The 17,936-nt window shown below is 71.3% G+C and carries 17 protein-coding genes; 7 read left to right on the plus strand and 10 right to left on the minus strand.

The features are described from left to right. Positions 1–92: 92 nt before the first annotated feature. The 4 genes from prfB to Pflav_RS29085 all read right to left on the minus strand — a co-directional run bounded on the left by prfB (position 93) and on the right by Pflav_RS29085 (position 3,144). Positions 93–1,214, minus strand: a complete 1,122-nt coding sequence (prfB, locus tag Pflav_RS29070) for a peptide chain release factor 2 (RefSeq protein ID WP_173039759.1) — start codon at positions 1,212–1,214, stop codon at positions 93–95. 19 nt (positions 1,215–1,233) lie between these two features. Beyond that, positions 1,234–1,749 carry a PadR family transcriptional regulator gene (locus tag Pflav_RS29075; protein WP_173039761.1) on the minus strand — a complete coding sequence of 172 codons (516 nt, stop codon included), beginning with the start codon at positions 1,747–1,749 and terminating at the stop codon, positions 1,234–1,236. Between the two features lie 133 nt (positions 1,750–1,882). Continuing rightward, positions 1,883–2,293, minus strand: coding sequence for a hypothetical protein (locus Pflav_RS29080; RefSeq protein WP_173039763.1), 411 nt, complete (start codon positions 2,291–2,293; stop codon positions 1,883–1,885). Then, on the minus strand, positions 2,290–3,144 hold the full coding sequence (locus Pflav_RS29085; protein WP_232072754.1) for a serine/threonine-protein kinase: 855 nt from the start codon (positions 3,142–3,144) through the stop codon (positions 2,290–2,292). The genes Pflav_RS29080 and Pflav_RS29085 overlap by 4 nt, the downstream gene beginning before the upstream one ends. A gap of 240 nt (positions 3,145–3,384) precedes the next feature. Here Pflav_RS29085 and Pflav_RS29090 point away from each other — a divergent pair, with 240 nt between their 5' ends. Continuing rightward, a complete protein-coding gene (locus tag Pflav_RS29090; protein ID WP_173039767.1) occupies positions 3,385–5,676 on the plus strand; it encodes a helicase-associated domain-containing protein in 2,292 nt (763 codons plus the stop codon). Positions 5,677–5,686: 10 nt separating this feature from the next. On the opposite strand, the gene pruA is transcribed toward Pflav_RS29090, so the two are convergent. Further along, positions 5,687–7,315 carry an L-glutamate gamma-semialdehyde dehydrogenase gene (gene pruA, locus Pflav_RS29095; protein WP_173039769.1) on the minus strand — a complete coding sequence of 543 codons (1,629 nt, stop codon included), beginning with the start codon at positions 7,313–7,315 and terminating at the stop codon, positions 5,687–5,689. A gap of 143 nt (positions 7,316–7,458) precedes the next feature. On the opposite strand from pruA, the gene Pflav_RS29100 reads away from it, so the two are divergent. Continuing rightward, positions 7,459–8,391: a hypothetical protein gene (locus Pflav_RS29100; protein ID WP_173039771.1), complete on the plus strand. Its 933-nt coding sequence runs from the start codon at positions 7,459–7,461 to the stop codon at positions 8,389–8,391. Here Pflav_RS29100 and Pflav_RS29105 read toward each other — a convergent pair. Next, positions 8,388–8,888, minus strand: a complete 501-nt coding sequence (locus Pflav_RS29105; RefSeq protein WP_173039773.1) for a DUF6912 family protein — start codon at positions 8,886–8,888, stop codon at positions 8,388–8,390. The two genes, Pflav_RS29100 and Pflav_RS29105, sit on opposite strands and share 4 nt — an antisense overlap. 58 nt (positions 8,889–8,946) lie before the next feature. Continuing rightward, positions 8,947–9,363 (minus strand): rhodanese-like domain-containing protein, encoded by a 417-nt coding sequence (locus Pflav_RS29110; protein ID WP_173039775.1) that lies wholly within the window; start codon positions 9,361–9,363, stop codon positions 8,947–8,949. 93 nt (positions 9,364–9,456) lie between these two features. Here Pflav_RS29110 and Pflav_RS29115 point away from each other — a divergent pair, with 93 nt between their 5' ends. The 3 genes from Pflav_RS29115 (at position 9,457) to Pflav_RS29125 (ending at position 10,875) form a co-directional block, all read left to right on the plus strand. Further along, entirely contained in the window at positions 9,457–9,936 is a 480-nt protein-coding gene (locus Pflav_RS29115) for an Lrp/AsnC family transcriptional regulator (protein ID WP_173039777.1), read from the plus strand. After that, positions 9,933–10,148, plus strand: a complete 216-nt coding sequence (locus Pflav_RS29120; protein WP_173039779.1) for a helix-turn-helix transcriptional regulator — start codon at positions 9,933–9,935, stop codon at positions 10,146–10,148. Before Pflav_RS29115 ends, Pflav_RS29120 begins: the two co-directional genes overlap by 4 nt. 127 nt (positions 10,149–10,275) lie before the next feature. Beyond that, on the plus strand, positions 10,276–10,875 hold the full coding sequence (locus Pflav_RS29125) for an Rv3235 family protein (RefSeq protein WP_173039781.1): 600 nt from the start codon (positions 10,276–10,278) through the stop codon (positions 10,873–10,875). A 239-nt stretch (positions 10,876–11,114) separates the two neighbouring features. Here Pflav_RS29125 and secA read toward each other — a convergent pair whose 3' ends face one another. Then, positions 11,115–13,991 (minus strand): preprotein translocase subunit SecA, encoded by a 2,877-nt coding sequence (secA, locus tag Pflav_RS29130; protein WP_173039783.1) that lies wholly within the window; start codon positions 13,989–13,991, stop codon positions 11,115–11,117. Positions 13,992–14,152: 161 nt separating this feature from the next. On the opposite strand from secA, the gene Pflav_RS29135 reads away from it, so the two are divergent. Further along, entirely contained in the window at positions 14,153–15,274 is a 1,122-nt protein-coding gene (locus Pflav_RS29135; protein ID WP_173039785.1) for a GNAT family N-acetyltransferase, read from the plus strand. Then, positions 15,250–16,377, plus strand: coding sequence for a GNAT family N-acetyltransferase (locus tag Pflav_RS29140; protein WP_173039787.1), 1,128 nt, complete (start codon positions 15,250–15,252; stop codon positions 16,375–16,377). Before Pflav_RS29135 ends, Pflav_RS29140 begins: the two co-directional genes overlap by 25 nt. Here Pflav_RS29140 and hpf read toward each other — a convergent pair. Together hpf and Pflav_RS29150 are read right to left on the minus strand one after the other, a co-directional pair. Beyond that, the gene (gene hpf / locus Pflav_RS29145) at positions 16,350–16,982 is read right to left on the minus strand and encodes a ribosome hibernation-promoting factor, HPF/YfiA family (protein WP_173039789.1); all 633 of its coding nucleotides are present in this window, start codon (positions 16,980–16,982) and stop codon (positions 16,350–16,352) included. The two genes, Pflav_RS29140 and hpf, sit on opposite strands and share 28 nt — an antisense overlap. A 245-nt stretch (positions 16,983–17,227) precedes the next feature. Further along, the gene (locus Pflav_RS29150; protein WP_173039791.1) at positions 17,228–17,935 is read right to left on the minus strand and encodes a ComF family protein; all 708 of its coding nucleotides are present in this window, start codon (positions 17,933–17,935) and stop codon (positions 17,228–17,230) included. Position 17,936 lies beyond the last annotated feature (1 nt).

Below are 17,936 nucleotides of genomic sequence, written 5' to 3' on the forward strand. Positions count from 1 at the left end.
ACGCGGTGTAACCAGATAGCCAAGTCCACCCTGCACCGGTTCGCGCGCAATGACGTAAAAACCACGGGAGGTTGAACCCTCGACGTGGGCCGCTAGGCCGACCCGCTCTCCCGCTCCCGCTGCTTGCGCCAGCGGACGCCAGCCTCGATGAACTCGTCGATTTCGCCGTCGAAGACCGAGGTCGGGTTGCCCGTCTCCTCCTCGGTCCGCAGATCCTTCACCATCTGGTACGGGTGCAGGACGTACGACCGCATCTGGTCACCCCACGAGCCGGCCGCGTCGGCCTTCAGGCCCTCCATCTTGGCCAGCTCTTCCTGCCTCTTCCGCTCCAGCAGGCGGGCCTGGAGGACGCGCAGGGCGGACGCCTTGTTCTGCAACTGTGACTTTTCGTTCTGGCAGGTGACCACGATGCCGGTGGGGATGTGTGTGATCCGGACCGCCGAGTCGGTGGTGTTCACGCTCTGTCCACCAGGCCCCGACGATCGGTACACGTCGACCCGCATCTCGTTTTCCGGGATGTCGATGTGGTCGGTCTGCTCGACGACCGGGAGCACCTCGACGCCGGCGAAGCTCGTCTGCCGACGGCCCTGGTTGTCGAACGGGCTGATCCGCACCAGACGGTGCGTGCCCGCCTCGACACTCAGCGTGCCGTATGCATACGGCGCCTTGACCGCGAAGGTGGCCGACTTGAGGCCCGCCTCCTCCGCGTACGACGTGTCGTAGACCTCGGTGGGGTAGCCGTGCCGCTCCGCCCACCGCAGGTACATCCGGAGCAGCATCTCGGCGAAGTCGGCCGCGTCGACCCCGCCGGCACCCGCCCGGATGGCGACGAGGGCCTCGCGAGAGTCGTACTCACCGGAGAGGAGGGTGCGCACCTCCATCTCCTCGACCGCCTTGTGCAAGCTGGCCACTTCCGTGCCGACCTCGGCGACAACGCCTGGGTCGTCTTCGGCCTCGGCCAGCTCCAGCAGCACTAGGGCGTCGTCGAGCCGGCGGCGCAACCCCTCCAGCTTTCCGATCTCCCCGTTGACATACGACAGCTTCGAAGTGACCTCCTGCGCCCGTGCCTGGTCATCCCACAGGTCGGGGGCGGACGCCTGCTGCTCAAGCTCGGCTTTGTCCCGCCGCAGCCGGTCGAGGTCGACAACGGCCTCGATATTGCGCAGGGTGGCGTCGAGGGTCTTGAGCTGGTCAGCGAAGTCGGCAGCGGTCACAACAATCAAGGATAGGCCGTCAGGCTCCGGGTGCCGTCTTCAGCCACGACAGGGCGGCCCGGTGGTAGGCCACGGCGAACTCGAGTGCCGCCGAGCCGTAGTTGTCACCCCCCTTCTTAACCTCCTTGGCCTGCTCCCGCGCGGAGGCGAGCGCCTGGGTGTGATATTCGGTCGCGCCGGAGTAAAGGTCCTTCAGCTGAGTGGCGGCGTGCTGCTCGCCGAAGGCCACGCGGAGGGCGTGCGGGTTACGCACGGCGTCGCGTCCCGGCGGCTCGGCCAGCCACCGCCCGAAGGCGCGCTTGCCGGAGGCGGTGATCGCGTACGGCTGACTCGACCGCGGTCCCGGCTTGCCGAGTCGGACGTATCCGGCGTCGGCCAGGGCGGGCAACTCGCGGTAAACCTGGCTACGCGTCATCGACCAGAACGGACCGAGCCGTCGCTCAGCCGAGGACATCAACTGGCCGCCAGTCATCGGTCCTTCGTGGAGCAGCCCGAGAAGGGCCGCCGCGGTGGGGTTGATTGCAGTTTCTGCCATGCCCTCCACGCTGCCACTTTGTCGCCGCCGCGTCCAGGATTTCGCATGATCCGCAGGGCGATATCCTCCACTGTGCACTGTCCGTGCCCGACAGTCCGGTGAGGACGAGTAGCGAGTTGATCACGAGAAGTGATCATCCTGCCCGGCGCGGGCTCGGCAAGGCATCCCCGATGTCTGGCCAGTCTTCCATCTCGGGCGGTAGGTCCATGATGGATGGGACCACTGTGGAAGGAGTCATTGTCGGTGCCGGTGTGACGGCAGCGACGGGCGGTGTGGCCGTAGCGGCGGGGCCGGCGGGTGCGGTGCCACTCGAGCCGCCGCCGGCGACGAGAAGCGTGCCCACGACGGCGATCGCCGCGACCGCCGCCGCACCGGCGCCCGCCAGCACGACCGGCACCGCCCGGCGTCGTTTGGGCGGCGCGGGCGCGGGCGCGGCCATCGGCATCGCCGGTACCGGGACCGGCATCGGCACCGGCTCGGTGTTGGCGCCCGGCCACGGGCTCTCGGTGCCGTACGCCGCGCCGAGCTCGATGGCGGTGCTCATCCCGGCCACGGGAATCGAGACCATCCGCCCCACGTACGCCGAAGCGGGCGAGACCGGGCGGCGCGCAGCGGCACCCATGTCACCTTCGCGACCGCCGCCGCGGCGCCGGCCGGGCGGGGCCACCACGTGATCTGGTCGGCCGCGAGGGCCGGCAACGGGGGTGCGCCGTCGAGCGCCGGCTCCACGCCTCGCAGCCGCGCGGCGACGAGCCGGGCGTCCGGTCGGCGCGCGGGGTCGGGTGACAGGCACTCCTCGATGACCGGCCACACGACCGGCGGGAGGCCGGGCGGCGGCACGGCCGCGCACATCCCGTGGCGGCGCAACACCTGGAGCGGACCCCCGCCCCGGAACGGACTCCGGCCGCAGAGGAGTTCAAAAAGGACGATGCCGAGCGCGTAGATGTCCGCGGTGGGCGACGGAGCGGCCCCACCGACCACCTCCGGCGCGGCGTACTCCGGAGTGGCGTGGATGGAGACCGGCGGGGTGCCGTCCATCCGGCGCGCCACGCCGAAGTCCACGACACGCACAGCCCCGCCGTCCGCGGGCACGACGAGGTTGCCCGGCTTCACGTCCGCGTGGACGATGCCTTGATCGTGCAGGTACGCGAGCGCGTCGGCCACCTGCGCCACGATGTTCGCCGCGATCGCCGGCGGCACCGGCCCGTCCCGGCGGACCCGCCTGCGCAGGTCCTCGCCGTCGACCAGGTCCATCACGATCGCGAGCGCGCCACCGGACTCGACGAGCCGGTGCGGGCGCACGACGGACGGATGCTTGATGGCGGCGAGCAGCCCGTACTCCTCCTGGAAGCCCCGGACCAGCTCGGGCTCCTCGGCCGCTTCAGGACGCAGCATCTTCACGGCCACCAGCCCCCGGTGACCATGTCCACGGCTCGCCACACGGCGCCGATCGCGCCCTGTGCGATCTCCCCCTCCAGCCGGTAGCGGCCGTCCAGTACCCCGTCCATGGATGAGACGCTATGGCGGGCAGCGGCACGCCTGGGGTGGCGCGACACGTCTTTGGCACGAACCAGGGACTGGCGACTCGCCGCCGGCTGCGAGAGGGTGAACTTCCGTGACGTCACCTCTGGTGCGATGGCTCGCCGGCCTCTCCCCGACGAGCTCGCCGCGATCCTGACCCGCCGCCCGGAGGCGTTGGACCGGCCGCAGGTGTCCAGTTTGAGCGCTCTGGCCGGCCGGCTCCAGGATCCCGACGCGGTGATGATGACCGCCGGTGCGCTGCCACTGCCCGCGCTACAGGTGGTGGAGGTACTCCAGGCTTTTGGTGGGCCGCTCGTCGGGCTCGACCAGCTCGCCGCCACGCTCGGGCGCAAGCCGGACGACCCCGAGCTGGCCGCCACGCTCACCGTGCTCGCCCAGCGCGCCCTCGTCTGGCCGGACGGCGACGAGCTGCGCATGGCCGGTCCGCTGTGGAACGCGTTCGAGCACCCGCTCCACCTCGGCCCACCGGCACGCCGCCTCTTCGAGGGCGCCCCGGTCGCCGACCTGCACGAGATCGCCGCGGCGCTCGGGCTGCCCCGCGGGCGTACCCGAGCAACCGCCCTGGCCGACGTCTGCGCCGCGCTGGCCGACGGCGAGCGGGTGCGTTCGGTGGTCGCGTCCGCCCCCGTCGCGGCGCGCGACCTGCTCGCGAAGGTCGCGTGGGACGGCCCCCTGGTGGTCATGGGCATCTACGACCGCCCGGGCAGCGGCCCGCTCGCCTGGGCGGTGCGCCACGGCCTGCTGGTCTCGGACGGGTGGCAGCACGCGCAGATGCCGGGTGAGGTCGGGATGGCGTTGCGCGGGCCGGACTGGCGAGCGCCGTTCGACCCGCTGCCGCCCACTCCTGATCTTGTCGGCGTGCCGCCGGAGGCGATGGAGCGCGAGGCCGCCGCCGCGGCCACCACCGCGGTCGAGCAGGCGTCCGCGCTGCTCGGCGCGGTCGCCGCGGCGCCCGTCGCGCTACTCAAGGCCGGCGGCGTCGGTACCCGCGAGCTGCGCCGGCTGGCCAAGTCGGTCGGCTGCGGCGAGCCGGAGGTACGGCTGTGGCTGGAGCTCGCGTACGCGGCCGGCCTGGTCGGCGTCTCCGAGATGCGGGTGCTGCCCAGTGAGGCGTACGACGAGTGGTGTGCGGCCGAGCCCGCCGGCCGCCTTGTGCCGCTGCTGCGCGCCTGGCCGCACCTGCCTGCCGCGCCACTCGCCGGCGACGGTACGGCCGCGCTGACCCGGGACGCGCTGGGTATGGCCGCGTACGACCTGCGCCCGGCCCTGCTACAGGCCGCGGCCGAGCTGCCCGGCGGTCAGGGCGCGGCGGCCGGGCTCGCGGAGGTGCTCGGCTGGCGGCTGCCAATGCTTTCCGGGGACGCCGCGTTACTCGACGGGCTGTGGCGGGAGGCGCACCTCGTCGGGGCGCTGGCGCACGGCGCGCTGACGCCGCTGGGCCGGGCGCTCCTCGCGGGTGACTCGCCGGAAGCCGCGGTCTCCGCCCTGCTGCCGCCGGCGGTCGCGGAGGCCGTGTTCCAGAACGACCTCACGGCCGTCGTGCCGGGTACGCCCGCCGCGGCACTCGCCAGCCTGCTGGACTCGGCCGCGGTCCGCGAGTCCGGCGGGGGCGCGGTCACGTGGCGCTTCTCACCCGCCTCGGTACGGGCCGCGCTCGACGCCGGCCACACGCCGGACCGCCTGCTCGCCGACCTCCGGGCCGCGGCGGTCGGCGGCGCGCTGCCCCAGGTGCTGGAGTACCTCGTCGGCGACATCGGCCGCCAGCACGGCCGGATGCGCGTACGGGCGGTCGGGTGTGTCGTACGCGCGGATGATCCCACGCTGCTGGCCGAGATAGCCGGCGCGCGGGCGCTACGCCCGCTCGGGCTCACCGTGCTGGCGCCCACGGTGCTCGCCAGCGCGCTGCCGGTGGCCGAGACGCTCTCCGCGCTGCGCGCCGCTGGGTACGCGCCGTCGGGCGAGGACGCGGACGGAGTCGCCACGGTGGAACGCGCGCCGCGCCACCGGGTGCCGGCACCGCGCCGTGCGGAGCGCAACCGCCCGCCCCGTACCCCGGCCGACCTCGCGGCGCTGGCGGAGCGACTGATTTCGTCCCATGTGGACAGCGACGAGGCGGCCGTGTCCCGTCCCACCCCGATGAGCGTCGCGCGAGCGGTGCGCGACCACGCGACGCACCTCAGCACCGCACAGCGGCTGCTGCTCATCGGGGCGGTCAGTCAGGGCACGCCGATCGAGATCTCGTACACCAACGGCGAAGGCGAGTCGACCCGCCGCGTCATCGAACCTGCGGAGCTGGACGGGCCGAAGCTAACGGCCTGGTGCCAGCTCCGCGAGGACGAGCGCGTCTTCCTCCTACCCCGCATCGAGTCGGTGTCCGCGGTCTAGCCGCCCAGGCCTAGCCCATATGGGGGTAGGTGTGGTCGGTGGGCGGGACGAACGTCTCCTTGATGGTCCGGGGCGACGTCCACCGGATCAGGTTGTGCCAGGAGCCGGCCTTGTCGTTGGTGCCGCTGGCGCGCGCGCCGCCGAACGGCTGCTGCCCGACGACCGCGCCGGTCGGCTTGTCGTTGATGTAGAAGTTGCCGGCGGCGTAGCGCAGGGCGTCGGAGGCCCACTCGATCGTCCGCCGGTCGGTGGCGAAGACCGAGCCGGTCAACGCGTACTGCGCGGCGCTCTCGGCCTGCGTCACCACGTCCTCGAAGCGGGCGTCGTCGAAGACGTACACACCGAGGATCGGACCGAAGTACTCGGTGGTGAAGACCTCGTGCCCGGGGTCGGTGCACTCGACCACCGTCGGCCGCACGAACCAGCCCTCGCTGTCGTCCGCGGTACCGCCGGCGATCACCGTGCAGGAGGCCGAGTTCTTCACCAGGTCGAGGGCGGCGGCGTGCTTGGCGAACGCCCGCGCGTCGATGACCGCCCCGCCGAAGTTGGCGAGGTCGGTGACGTCGCCGTACGTCAGCGAGTCAGCGGTGGCGGCGAGCCGGTCGCGAACGCCGCCCTCCCACAGTGACCGCGGCACGTACGCCCGCGAGGCCGCCGAGCACTTCTGCCCCTGGTACTCGAACGCGCCCCGCACCAGCGCGGTGACGAGCGCGTCCGGGTCGGCGCTGGAGTGGGCGATGACGAAGTCCTTGCCGCCGGTCTCGCCGACCAGGCGCGGGTACGACCGGTACCCGGCGAGGTTCTGCCCCACGGCCTGCCACAGCGTCTGGAACGTCCGGGTCGAGCCCGTGAAGTGGATGCCGGCCAGGTCGGGGTCGGCGAGCGCCACCTCGGACACCGGGATGCCGTCGCCGGTCACCATGTTGATGACGCCGGGCGGGAGGCCGGCCGCTTCGAAGAGCCGCATCGTGAAGTGCGCGGCGAACTGCTGCGTCGGCGAGGGCTTCCACACCACGGTGTTGCCCATCAGCGCGGGCGCGGCGGGCAGGTTGCCAGCGATGGCGGTGAAGTTGAACGGGGTAATCGCGTACACGAAGCCTTCGAGCGGCCGGTGGTCGAACCTGTTCCACACGCCCGCCGAGGAGAGCAACTGCTCGCCGAGGAGCCTCTGTCCGAAGTGGACATTGAAACGCAGGAAGTCGATGAGCTCGCACGCCGCGTCGATCTCCGCCTGATACACCGACTTGGACTGGCCGAGGACCGTAGCGCCGTTGAGCGTGTCCCGCCACGGGCCGGCGAGGAGGTCTGCGGCGCGCAGGAAGATGGCCGCCCGATCGTGGTACGACAGGGCCCGCCACATCGGCGCCGCCTTCTTCGCGGCCGTCACCGCCGCCGAGGCATCCGCGTTGGTTGCGTTGTGGGTGACACCCAGCACATGCCGGTGCCGGTGCGGCTGCACCACCTCGATCGCCGCGCCGCCGGCCATGCGCTGCTCACCGTCAACGGTCATCGTCAGCTCCGCGCGCTCGCCGGCGAGTTCGGCTATGCGGCGCTGGAGGCTCTCGCGCTCCGGGGTGCCGGGGGCGTAGGTGCGTACCGGTTCGTTATGCGGTTCGGGTACGACGAAGGCGGCGTCCATGGCGGGCTCCTGTCAGGATCTCTGCGTTGTTCCATCCTTACATGTCGTGCCGGCCGTGGCGGCGCCTCTGGGCAGGTGCCGCGGGCGCCGGCGGTTCGGGCGTGCCGCGTACGCTAATAAGCTGCCCGGGTGAAGGGGAGACGATGACCGAGAAGTCGAGTGTCACCGAGGCCGCGCCCGCCGCGTCCACCGATACTCCCGCGCCGGAGGGCCCACCGGCGTTCGGCGCCACCGTCCTCGCGGTCATCGCGCTGGCCTGGCTCGCGGCGATGATGTGGTCGTCACACGCCGAGATCACCTCCGGTGAGGGCACGCTCGCGATCACGTCGGCCGCCATGGCACTGCCCACCGTGATCTCCGCCGGCCTTGTCGCCGGGGCGGCCGCCAGCCTCGCCGTCGGCCACCTGCTGCGCCGCCTGCGCGTGCTGCTGCGCTTCGCCGCCTCGGTCGGCGCCGGCCTGGCCGTCGGCGTCATCGCGGCGATCGTCGTGATCACCAGCTACGGCGGTGGGGAGGCCAGCACGGTACTCGCCGGCACCGTGGCCGCAGCGGTCACGGCCGGTGGGGCGCTCGCCGCCGTGCGGGCCCCCGCGGTCGTCGGCGCGATCGTCACCGCCGGGCTGGTGGTCTTCGCGGTCGAGCAGGTGCTGGACAACTTCCAGCCCAACCTCATGTCGCTGTACGGCAGCACGGACGACCCCTCCTCTCGGCTCAGCGCCTCCGGCTGGTCCGCGCTCACGATCGCGGTCTGCACCGGCCTCGCCGCCGCGCTGGTCGCCTTCTTCTACCTGCGCCGGGCGGTCCGGCGGGCGGGTGCCGACGCGGTGGCGCCGAAGTGGCCGGCGTACGCGATCGCCGGCGCCGGCCCAGGCCTGCTGCTTGTCGCTGCGGAGTTCATCGTCCGCACGCTCGGCGCGGACGTGCTCGCCCTGGCCGGCTCGGTAAGCGAGGCCGACGCCACGGCACAGCAGATGATGGACAGCTCGCGGGTCAACAACGCGCTGGTGGTGCTCTTCGTAGGCGCGATCGTGGCGATCGTGTCCTTCGGCCGGACGCTGCCGAAGCGCATGGATTAGGCGATCGTCTCCAGCTCGCTCACGTCGTACCACTCCAGCTCGTGGTCTTCGGCACTATCCACGGTGAACTGGGCGTCCTCGTCGCCGGCCAGCGCCTCCTCGACCGTGTCGACCGCCGCCGCGATGTCGTCGACCGCGCCCTCACCGTCGATGTGGACTGCCGCCACCGAGGCGAGCTGGATCGGGCTCGTCAGCCGCACCTCGCTCGACCCGAGCTCGCGGTCCTCCCGGGTGATCGCGCCGGGCGGCAGGTCGGCCGAGACCACAACGCGCCGGCGCGGGGCGGCAGGATCGTGGCGGAGCAGGCGGAGAGCGCCCTGGGCGGCGCGGGTGAACGCGACGTACTCCAACTCCTCCTCGTCGCCCTCCGCGTACCACTCGCGTAGCGCGGGCGTTACGGCATGCGCCTCGGACCCGTTGATCTCACCTCGCTCGCGGAGCGACGAGAGCATTGCGAGCGTCGCCGGGAGGTACACCCGGATGAGCTGATCTGACACGCGTTGACCCCCGGGCCTCGACCCCCTTGTCGCTAGATGTCCTACACCCTCTGGTTGATCAACTGTGAACCGGGGCGGTAAGTGGGTCGGCCGGCCGCGTGACCAGGCCCTCCGCGGTCTCCACCGGAAAGCCCTCGCGGATCCAGTACTCGATCCCGCCGATCATCTCCTTGACCGCGTAACCCCGCCGGGCCAGCTCCAGCGCCGCCTTCGTGGCGCCGTCGCAGCCGGGCCCCCAGCAGTACGTCACGACGGGGCGGGCGCGGTCGAGGAGGCGGTCGCCGCGTACCGGGATCATGGCGCGGGGCAGGTGGACGGCGCCGGGTATGTGGCCCTGCCGCCAGGCGGTGAGGTCGCGGGTGTCGACGAGCGTGAAACCCGGGTCACCGCCGGCCAGCGCCGCCTGGACGTCGGAGACATCGGTCTGGAACGCCAGCCGGGCTTCGAACCAGGCGATGGCTTGCTGGTTGGTCATGGCTTTGACGGTACGGATCCGATGCGGTTGGCCACACCGCTGTCGCACGGCGTTGGGGTGCTCTGACCGTCGCCTCGCCGGTACTCTCGGCTGATGTCCGTGGAATCACCGGTTCTCGACGCCACCGACTGGCGAATCCTCGACGCACTCCAGGACGACGGGCGGACGAGCTTCGCGGACCTCGCCCGAGCGGTGGCGATGTCGCCGAGCGCGGTCGCCGAGCGGGTGCGGCGGCTGGAGGAGTCCGGCGTGATCACCGGCTACCGCGCCACGATCTCGCCGGAGCGGGTCGGCCTTTCGATCATGGCGTTCGTGCGCCTGCGCTACCCGACCGGCAACTACCGGCCCTTCCACGCGCTGCTCGACTCCACGCCCGAGATCATCGAGGCCCACCACGTGACCGGCGAGGACTGCTTCGTGCTCAAGGTCGTGGCCCGCTCGATGCGCCACCTGGAGGAGGTCGCGGGCCGGATCAGCGGCTTGGGCGCGGTCACGACGAGCGTGGTGTATTCGAGCCCACTCGCGAGTCGTACGGTGGATTCGCAGGCTGTCGATGGCAAACTGAAGCAGTGACCTCCCGGTTTCTGCTGCTCTCGGACGTGGCGGCCGAGCTGAACGTCTCGGACTCGCAGGTCTACCACATGGTCCGCAGCGGCGATCTCCCCGCGATCAAGATCGGCGGGCGCGGGCAGTGGCGGGTGGAGAGGTCGAAGCTGGAGGAGTACATCGAGCGTAAGTACGCCGAGACCGCCGAGTGGGTGCAGCAAAACCCGCTGGTCGAGTGAACCCCGCCGGGGTTATCCACAGGGCATTGAGGGTCGTTGACGCATGGTTGGTGGGTGCCGGAAACTGAGGGCCAACGGAGGCAACCGAAGGCAAACGCAAGATCGCTAACACTGATCGGAGTGTTGCATGATCGCCAAAGTTCGCCCTGCCATCCGGCTTCGCCCCGCACCGGCCCTCGACCCGCCGTTCGACGACGACGCCGCGCCGCAGCTGTGGGACCAGCTTCCCCTACAGCTCGACGGCGCCGCCCGGCACCGCCGGCACGCCCCGATCCCCGTGCCGCGCGTCCGCTCCGGCGTCCCGACCCTCCCCGCGCGGGTCACCGACGACTCGACGGCGCCACCCGCTTCCGCGCTTGCCGACGCCTCGATGGAGGCCAAGCGCGCCGCCCGCCGCTTCCTGGACGTCTGCCTAGAGATCTTCAATGGCTACCGCCCGATCGCGCACATCCGCGGCCTTACGGGATACAACGCGACAGCGATCGTCGAGCAGATGGCCGCCTGCCTGGACCGCGCCGACGGCCTCCGCCGCACCCACGACCCGGGCCGCGCCCTCTCCCGCGAGCACAGGTTCGTGATCCTGCGGCACCTGCGCGTGTGCGAGCCGAGGGCCGGCGTTGCCGAGGGAGCGGCGGCACTGGCGCTGTTCGGGCGCACGTGGGCGCTGGCGTTCCGGTTGGAGCGCAAGCGCGGCAGGTGGCACTGCGCCGCCGTCCGCCTGGTCTGACCCCCGCTCCTGGTCTCGCGCCGCGGCACGCACGCCGGCCTGGGTTCGGCTATCGCTGGCGGCGGCGCGCATCACCCCCAGGGCGCTCATCTGCGCACGCGGGCGGTGGGCGCCCCGGGGCTCCAGCCTCTCCCCGTTGCCGATCCGCGACGACCCGCTGGCCGCGCGGGCAGCGACGTAAACGGCGAAGGTCCCCGGCCACCGTGCGGCGGCTGGGGACCTTCGGTCGAGACGTGCTGTCAGGCGCCGGCGGCGGGGGCGCCGTGGCAGCGCTTGTACTTCTTGCCGGAGCCGCAGGGGCAGGGAGCGTTACGCGACGGACCGGCACCGCTAGAAGCCTGACCGGACGACGGCGACGGCCGGCGGCTGGCAGCGCGCTGCGGGGCCGGGCCGCCCAGGCCCAGTGCGGGCGCCGCATCCTGCTCCTGCTCGATGAAGACGGCGCTGTCGCCGGCCGCGCCGTCGATCGTCGGGGCGGAGTACTGGAGTGGCTGCTGCGGGCGCTGGCGGCCGAGGCCCTTGGCGCGGATCTCGACTGGGGCGTCGTCGCGCATCGGCATCGGTGCCGGGCCGGTCACGCCAGGGGCCGGTGTGGCGGGCGCCGCCTCCTCGACCTGGACATCCAGGTTGTAGAGGAAGCCGACGGTCTCCTCCTTGATGCCGTCCATCATCGTGGCGAACATCGCGTAGCCCTCGCGCTGGTACTCCACCAGCGGGTCGCGCTGCGCGTACGCCCGCAGGCCGACACCCTCCTGGAGGTAGTCCATCTCGTACAGGTGCTCGCGCCACTTGCGGTCGATCACCTGCAGCAGGACCATGCGCTCCAGCTGGCGGACCGCCTCGGTGCCCAGCTCCTCCTCGCGCCGCTCATACGCCGCGTGCGCGTCGTCCTTGAGGCGAGCGGTCAGGAAGTCGGCGTCCAGGTTGTTGCGCTCGCCGCCGGCCTCCTCCTCGAGGTCTTCGATGGTGACGCCGACCGGGTACAGCTGCTTGAGGCTGGTCCAGAGCTGGTCGAGGTCCCAGTCTTCGGCGTAACCGTCGGCGGTGGCACCCGCGACGTACGCCTCGGTGACATCGTCGATCATGTGGCGCACCTGGTCGTTCAGGTCTTCGCCGTCGAGCACGCGCTTACGCTCGGCGTAGACGACCATGCGCTGCTTGTTGAGCACCTCGTCGTACTTCAGGACGTTCTTGCGGGTCTCGGCGTTCTGGCCCTCGATCTGGCCCTGTGCACTCTTGATCTGCCGAGTGACCATCTTGGACTCGATGGGCACGTCCTCGGGGATGTTGAAGCGCTCCATGACGGCCTCGACCGCGCCGGCCCGGAAGCGGCGCATCAGCTCGTCCTGAAGCGACAGGTAGAAACGGGACTCACCCGGGTCACCCTGCCGGCCGGAACGACCGCGCAGCTGGTTGTCGATGCGGCGGGAATCGTGGCGCTCGGTGCCCAACACATACAGGCCACCGGCGGCCGCGACCTCCTCGGCCTCGTCGTCGCAGGCCTGCTTCCACCGCGGGAGGATCTCCTCCAGCGCCTTCTGGTAGTCGTCCTCGTGCTCAACCGGGTCGAGGCCGCGCTGGTGCAGCTCGTTCGCCGCGAGGTGCTCCGGGTTGCCACCGAGCAGGATGTCGGTACCGCGGCCGGCCATGTTGGTGGCCACGGTGACCCCGCCCTTGCGGCCCGCCTGCGCGATGATCTCGGCTTCCTTCGCGTGGTACTTCGCGTTGAGCACCGCGTGCGGGATGCCGCGCCGGCGCAGCATCTGGGAGAGGATCTCGGAGTTTTCCACCGAGACCGTACCGACGAGGATCGGCTGGCCGAGGGCGTGCCGCTCGGCGATGTCCTCGACGACCGCGTTGAACTTGGCCTTCTCGGTCTTGTAGATGACGTCCGGCCGGTCGATACGGACCATCGGCCGGTGGGTCGGGATGCTGACCACGCCGACGTTGTAGACCTTGTTGAACTCGGCGGCCTCGGTCTGCGCGGTACCGGTCATGCCGGAGAGCTTCTCGTACAGCCGGAAGTAGTTCTGCAGGGTGACCGTCGCGAGCGTCTGGTTTTCCTGCTTGATCTCGACGTGCTCCTTGGCCTCGATGGCCTGGTGCATGCCCTCGTTGTAGCGGCGGCCGTGCAGGATGCGGCCGGTGAACTCGTCGACGATCAGGACCTCACCGTCGTTGACGATGTAGTCCTTGTCCCGCTTGTACAGCTCCTTCGCCTTGATGGCGTTGTTGAGGTAGCCGACGAGCGGGGTGTTGACCGACTCGTACAGGTTGTCGATGCCCAGCCGGTCTTCGACCTTGGCGACGCCGCGCTCGGTGATCGCGACGGTCCGCTTGGCGTAGTCGACCTCGTAGTCGCCCTCGCCGTCCTTGCCGGACTGGAGCCGGCCAACGACCGAGGCGAACTCCGAATACCAGCGGGCGGACTGCTCAGCCGGGCCGGAGATGATCAGCGGGGTACGGGCCTCGTCGATCAGGATCGAGTCGACCTCGTCCACGATCGCGAAGTTGTGGCCCCGCTGCACGAGATCCTCGCGCGACCAGGCCATGTTGTCGCGCAGGTAGTCGAAGCCGAACTCGTTGTTCGTCCCGTACGTGATGTCGCACTCATACGCCGCGCGATGCTCGGGCGAAGGGCGGTTGGGCAGGACCACGCCGACGCTCAGGCCGAGGAACCGGTGCACTCGCCCCATCCACTCGGCGTCGCGCTGTGCCAGGTAGTCGTTGGCCGTGACCACGTGGACGCCCTTGCCGGAAAGCGCGTTGAGATACGCCGGGAGCACGCAGGTGAGCGTCTTGCCCTCACCGGTCTTCATCTCGGCGATATTGCCGAAGTGCAGCGCGGCGCCACCCATCACCTGCACGTCGTAGTGCCGCTGGCCGAGCACCCGGGAGGCCGCCTCACGGGCCGTCGCGAACGCCTCGGGGAGAAGGTCATCGAGGGTCTCGCCGTCGGCGATGCGCTGGCGGTACTGATCAGTCAGCTCCCGCAGCTCAGCGTCGGTGAGGTCGGTGTACTCATCCTCGAGCGAGTTGACAGCGTTGGCGACCGCCTTGAGCCGCCGCAGCATTCGGCCTTCGCCTGCGCTAAGGATCTTTTCCAGAATCGACACGGGTCAACGCTCCCCTTGGACAGTCTGCCGAACCATCGTAGGCGCACCTTCGGCGCAACTGTCAGCCACGTCTCCGGCGATCACGCCAAAGCGGACATTTTGCCTTAGACGCTGTGCGTATTCGGTTATGCCCGCCGCGAACGGTACGGCAACATGTCGGCGTGGGGGCACAAGCGAACGGCCAACCGGAGATTAACGATCAAGGGCTGATACTTCGGCCATGGCGGGCGGAGGATGCCGACGCGGTCCACCGGGCCTGCCAGGATCCGGCGATCCAACGCTGGACCCGGGTGCCGTCGCCCTACCTCCTCGAACACGCCCGCTACTTCGTCACCCAGCAGTCCGCCGCCGCGTGGCGGGAAGGCACTGGTGCGCCGTTCGCGGTGATCGACCCCGATACCGGCGACCTGCTCGCTTCCTGCGGCCTCGTCACGATCGACCGGGTGCTCGACTCGGCCGAGGTGGGCTACTGGACCGCACCCTGGGCCCGCCGCCGGGGCGTGGCCACACGCGCGATCCGGGCGGTGTCCCGGTGGGCCTTCGAGTCGCTCGGCCTGCGGCGAGTGGTGTGGCAGGCACGGGTCGGCAACCACGCCTCCCGGCTCGTCGCGCTCCGCGCCGGCTTCAGGGTCGAGGGCTACCTGCGGATGGCCGACGACGGCGGTGACGGCTGGGTGGGCGCGCTGCTGCCCGGCGACCCGATGGCCCCCGTGCTCGACGAGTCGGTGGTGCGCCGGGCACGCCTGTTCAACGGTCCGCAGCCGGTACTCGCGGCAAAGGGCGGGCTGCGGCTGCGCCCATTGGAGCCACGCGACCTGGACGCGTTGGTCGACGCCTGCCGCGACCCTGAGAGCGTGCGCTGGACGACCGTGCCGGACCCGTACGAGCGGGCAAATGCCGAAGACTTCGCGCTCCGCATCGCGCCCCTGAAGTGGGTGCGTGGGGCGGGCGTGGTCTACGCGATCGCCGATACGGATGGGGCGTGGGTCGGCTCGATCGACCTGAACATCTCGGCTGAAGACCCGTTCGTCGGCGAGGTCGGCTACCTGGCCGCCCCCTGGGCGCGCGGCCGCGGATACACTCCGGCGGCCCTGGCCGCCCTCTGCGACTGGGGCTTCAAGTCACTGGACCTGGCCCGGATCGTCTGGCGGGCACACGTGGGCAACGTCGCCTCGCGGCGGGTCGCGGAGAAGGTCGGGTTCGCCTTCGAGGGCACGCAGCGTGCCGCCCTCGCCCAGCGCGGCGAGCGCCGGGACGCATGGGTTGGAGGGCTCGTCCCGTGATCGTGATCCACGCCGACCACGTACGGCTCCGCCCGTTCCACGATCGGGACATCGACGACCTCGCCGCCGGGTACGCCGAGCCGAACGCCCGGACGTACACCCGGGACGACGCGGCGCACTGGATCACGCACGGCGCCCCGTCGGCGTGGGCGGCCGGCGGTGCGGCGTACGCGATCGCCGACCCGGCCACCGACCGCCTCCTCGGTGGGGTGGGCGTCAGCCGGATCGTGCCGGAGCGCAGCCAGGGCGAGATCGGTTACTGGGTCGCACAGTGGGCCCGCCGCCGCGGCGTGGCGACCTCGGCCGCGCGGGCGCTGGCCGCCTGGGCGTTCGACCGCGGCTTCAGCCGCCTGGAGCTGCTCACCGACCTGGCCAACGCGCCGAGCCAGCGGGTCGCGCTCGCCACCGGGTTCCAGCGCGAGGGGGTACGCCGCAGTGGCGGCCAAGGCTTGAACGGCCGGTACGACCTCGTGGTCTGGGCCCGCCTCGCCGGCGATGCGCCCGGCCCCACCAGGCGGCTGCTGCCCGACCTGCCCGGCGGTGCGCTCACCGACGGCGCGGTGACGCTACGGCCGGTCTGGCCGGGTGACGCCGCCTTCCTGCACGCCCTGCTGTCGCTGCCGGACGTGGCTGGCACGAGCCTGCCGCCGATCGTGCCGGACCGCGAGGAGGTGGAGCTGCGGTGCGCCCGCGCCGAGGGGTGGTGGCTGGCCGGCGAGCGGGCCGACCTGGTCATCGCCGACGCGGCAACCGGGACACCCGTGGGCACCATCGGCCTTTACTACGAGGACCCGCGTACGGCCACGGCCGGCATCGGCTACGCGATGCTTCCGGCCTGGCGGGGCCGTGGCATGCCCACCCGGGCCGTCCAGCTGCTGTCCCGCTGGGCGGTCACGCAGGCTGGCATAGGGCGGCTCACGGCGGGCACCCTGCCGGGGAACGCCGCGTCGCAGCGGGTGCTGGAGAAGGCCGGCTTCCGGCGGGAGGGCTACCTCCGCGGACGGCTGCCCGGCCTCTCCGGCACCCGCGTCGACGACGTCATCTACGGCCTTCTCGCCGCTGACGTGGCGCGGGATCAGGCGGACAGGGCGATGATCCCGTAGTCGTAGCCCTTGCGCCGGTAGACGACGCTCGGCCGACCGTTGTCCTTGTCGAGGAAGAGATAGAAGTCGTGCCCGACGAGCTCCATCTGGAAGAGCGCGTCGTCGACGGCCATCGGCTCGCCCGGGTGCTCCTTCTCCCGGACGATGCGCCACGGCTGGTCCTCGTCGTACTCCTCCAGCGGAGTCGCGACGGCCGTGGCGGCCATTGACCCATCTCGTGCGGCAGCCGGGGATTCGTTGGCCCACGAAGTGGGCAGGCCCGCCGTCGCCGCGGCGACGGAGACGGGAGTGTGGCGGCCGCGGTGCACCCGCCGCCGGTCAGCGGCGCGGCGCAATCTGGTGTCGAGCTTGGCGATCGCGCTGTCGAGTGCGCCGTAGAAGTCCTTGGCGCAGGCCTCGGCCCGGATGACCGGCCCTCGTGAGTAGACGGTGATCTCGACGCGCTGGCAGTAGTCCGACTGTCGCCGGTTTCGCTCGTGGAATAGTTCGACGTCGACCCGGATGAGCTTTTGGTCGTAGCGCTCGATCTTGGCGAGTTTGTCGCCTACGTGTACGCGGTAGTGATCGGGCACTTCGACGTTGCGCCCCTTGACGACGATGTCCACGCGTGACCTCCCCCACGATGGTTCTGTGGTGACGTCACCGGCCGGTTGCCGGATGACGATGAAGGATTTGCGCCTCCTCTCCGGCTGCGAGGGACAGGACGGTTGCGCCTGTCCATCCGGTGGTTGAACCGATGCTCATACCCCGGTTAAGAAGAAACTAACTCCTGCGGGGCGAGTAGTCACGCCCTCATTCAAGACCGTTTCGAGAAGATTCGCCCAGCGAGCACGATGTGCTGAAAGGCCCCCTACTGGCCGTAACGCAACTGGGTGGCTGCAAGTATCGCAACTCGGTCGACGTGCACGCCGGCCGATCTCAACTCCCGGCTCACCGCGGCCAGCGTGACGCCGGTCGTGACGATGTCGTCGACCACCACGACCGCCCGCCCGGCGGCATCGCGGCGCAGCGCCGGCACCCGGCCCGTCCTGATCCGAAAGGCCGACTCCGCCGCCGCGGCCCGGTCGGCTGCCCCGAGCTCCGCCGAGTCGGGGCGGGGTAGCGCGCGTATCGGCTGGGCCACCGCCGTGGGCCAGCCCGCCTGCCCCAACCGCTCCGCCGCCCGCCGGGCCAGCCGCAGCATGTGGTCACCGTGCCGGGCCCGCGCGGCCTTCGCGGTGGCCGGCACCGGCACCAGGAGTACGCCGCCACGGGCGTCGCCCACAGCGGCCGCGACGACATCCGCCAGCAGTGCGCCCAGCGGCACCGCGAGACCGTGCCGGCCGCGTTCCTTGTACCCGAGCAGCACGTCCCGCAGCACCCCGTCGTACGCCCCGAGCGCAGTGCATGGTGGCAGGCCGGGCGGCACGGGAGAGGGCGCGGTCGGACCGGGGCGGAGCCGCTCCAGCTCGTCCGAGCAGGGTGCGCAGACGCCGTACCGCAGCGGGACCCGCTCCGCGTCGCACCCCGCACACCCGGCCGGCAGTACGAGGTCGACGATCCCCGCCCAGCCGGACACG

The sequence above is a fragment of the Phytohabitans flavus genome, from assembly GCF_011764545.1.
Classification (GTDB): domain Bacteria; phylum Actinomycetota; class Actinomycetes; order Mycobacteriales; family Micromonosporaceae; genus Phytohabitans; species Phytohabitans flavus.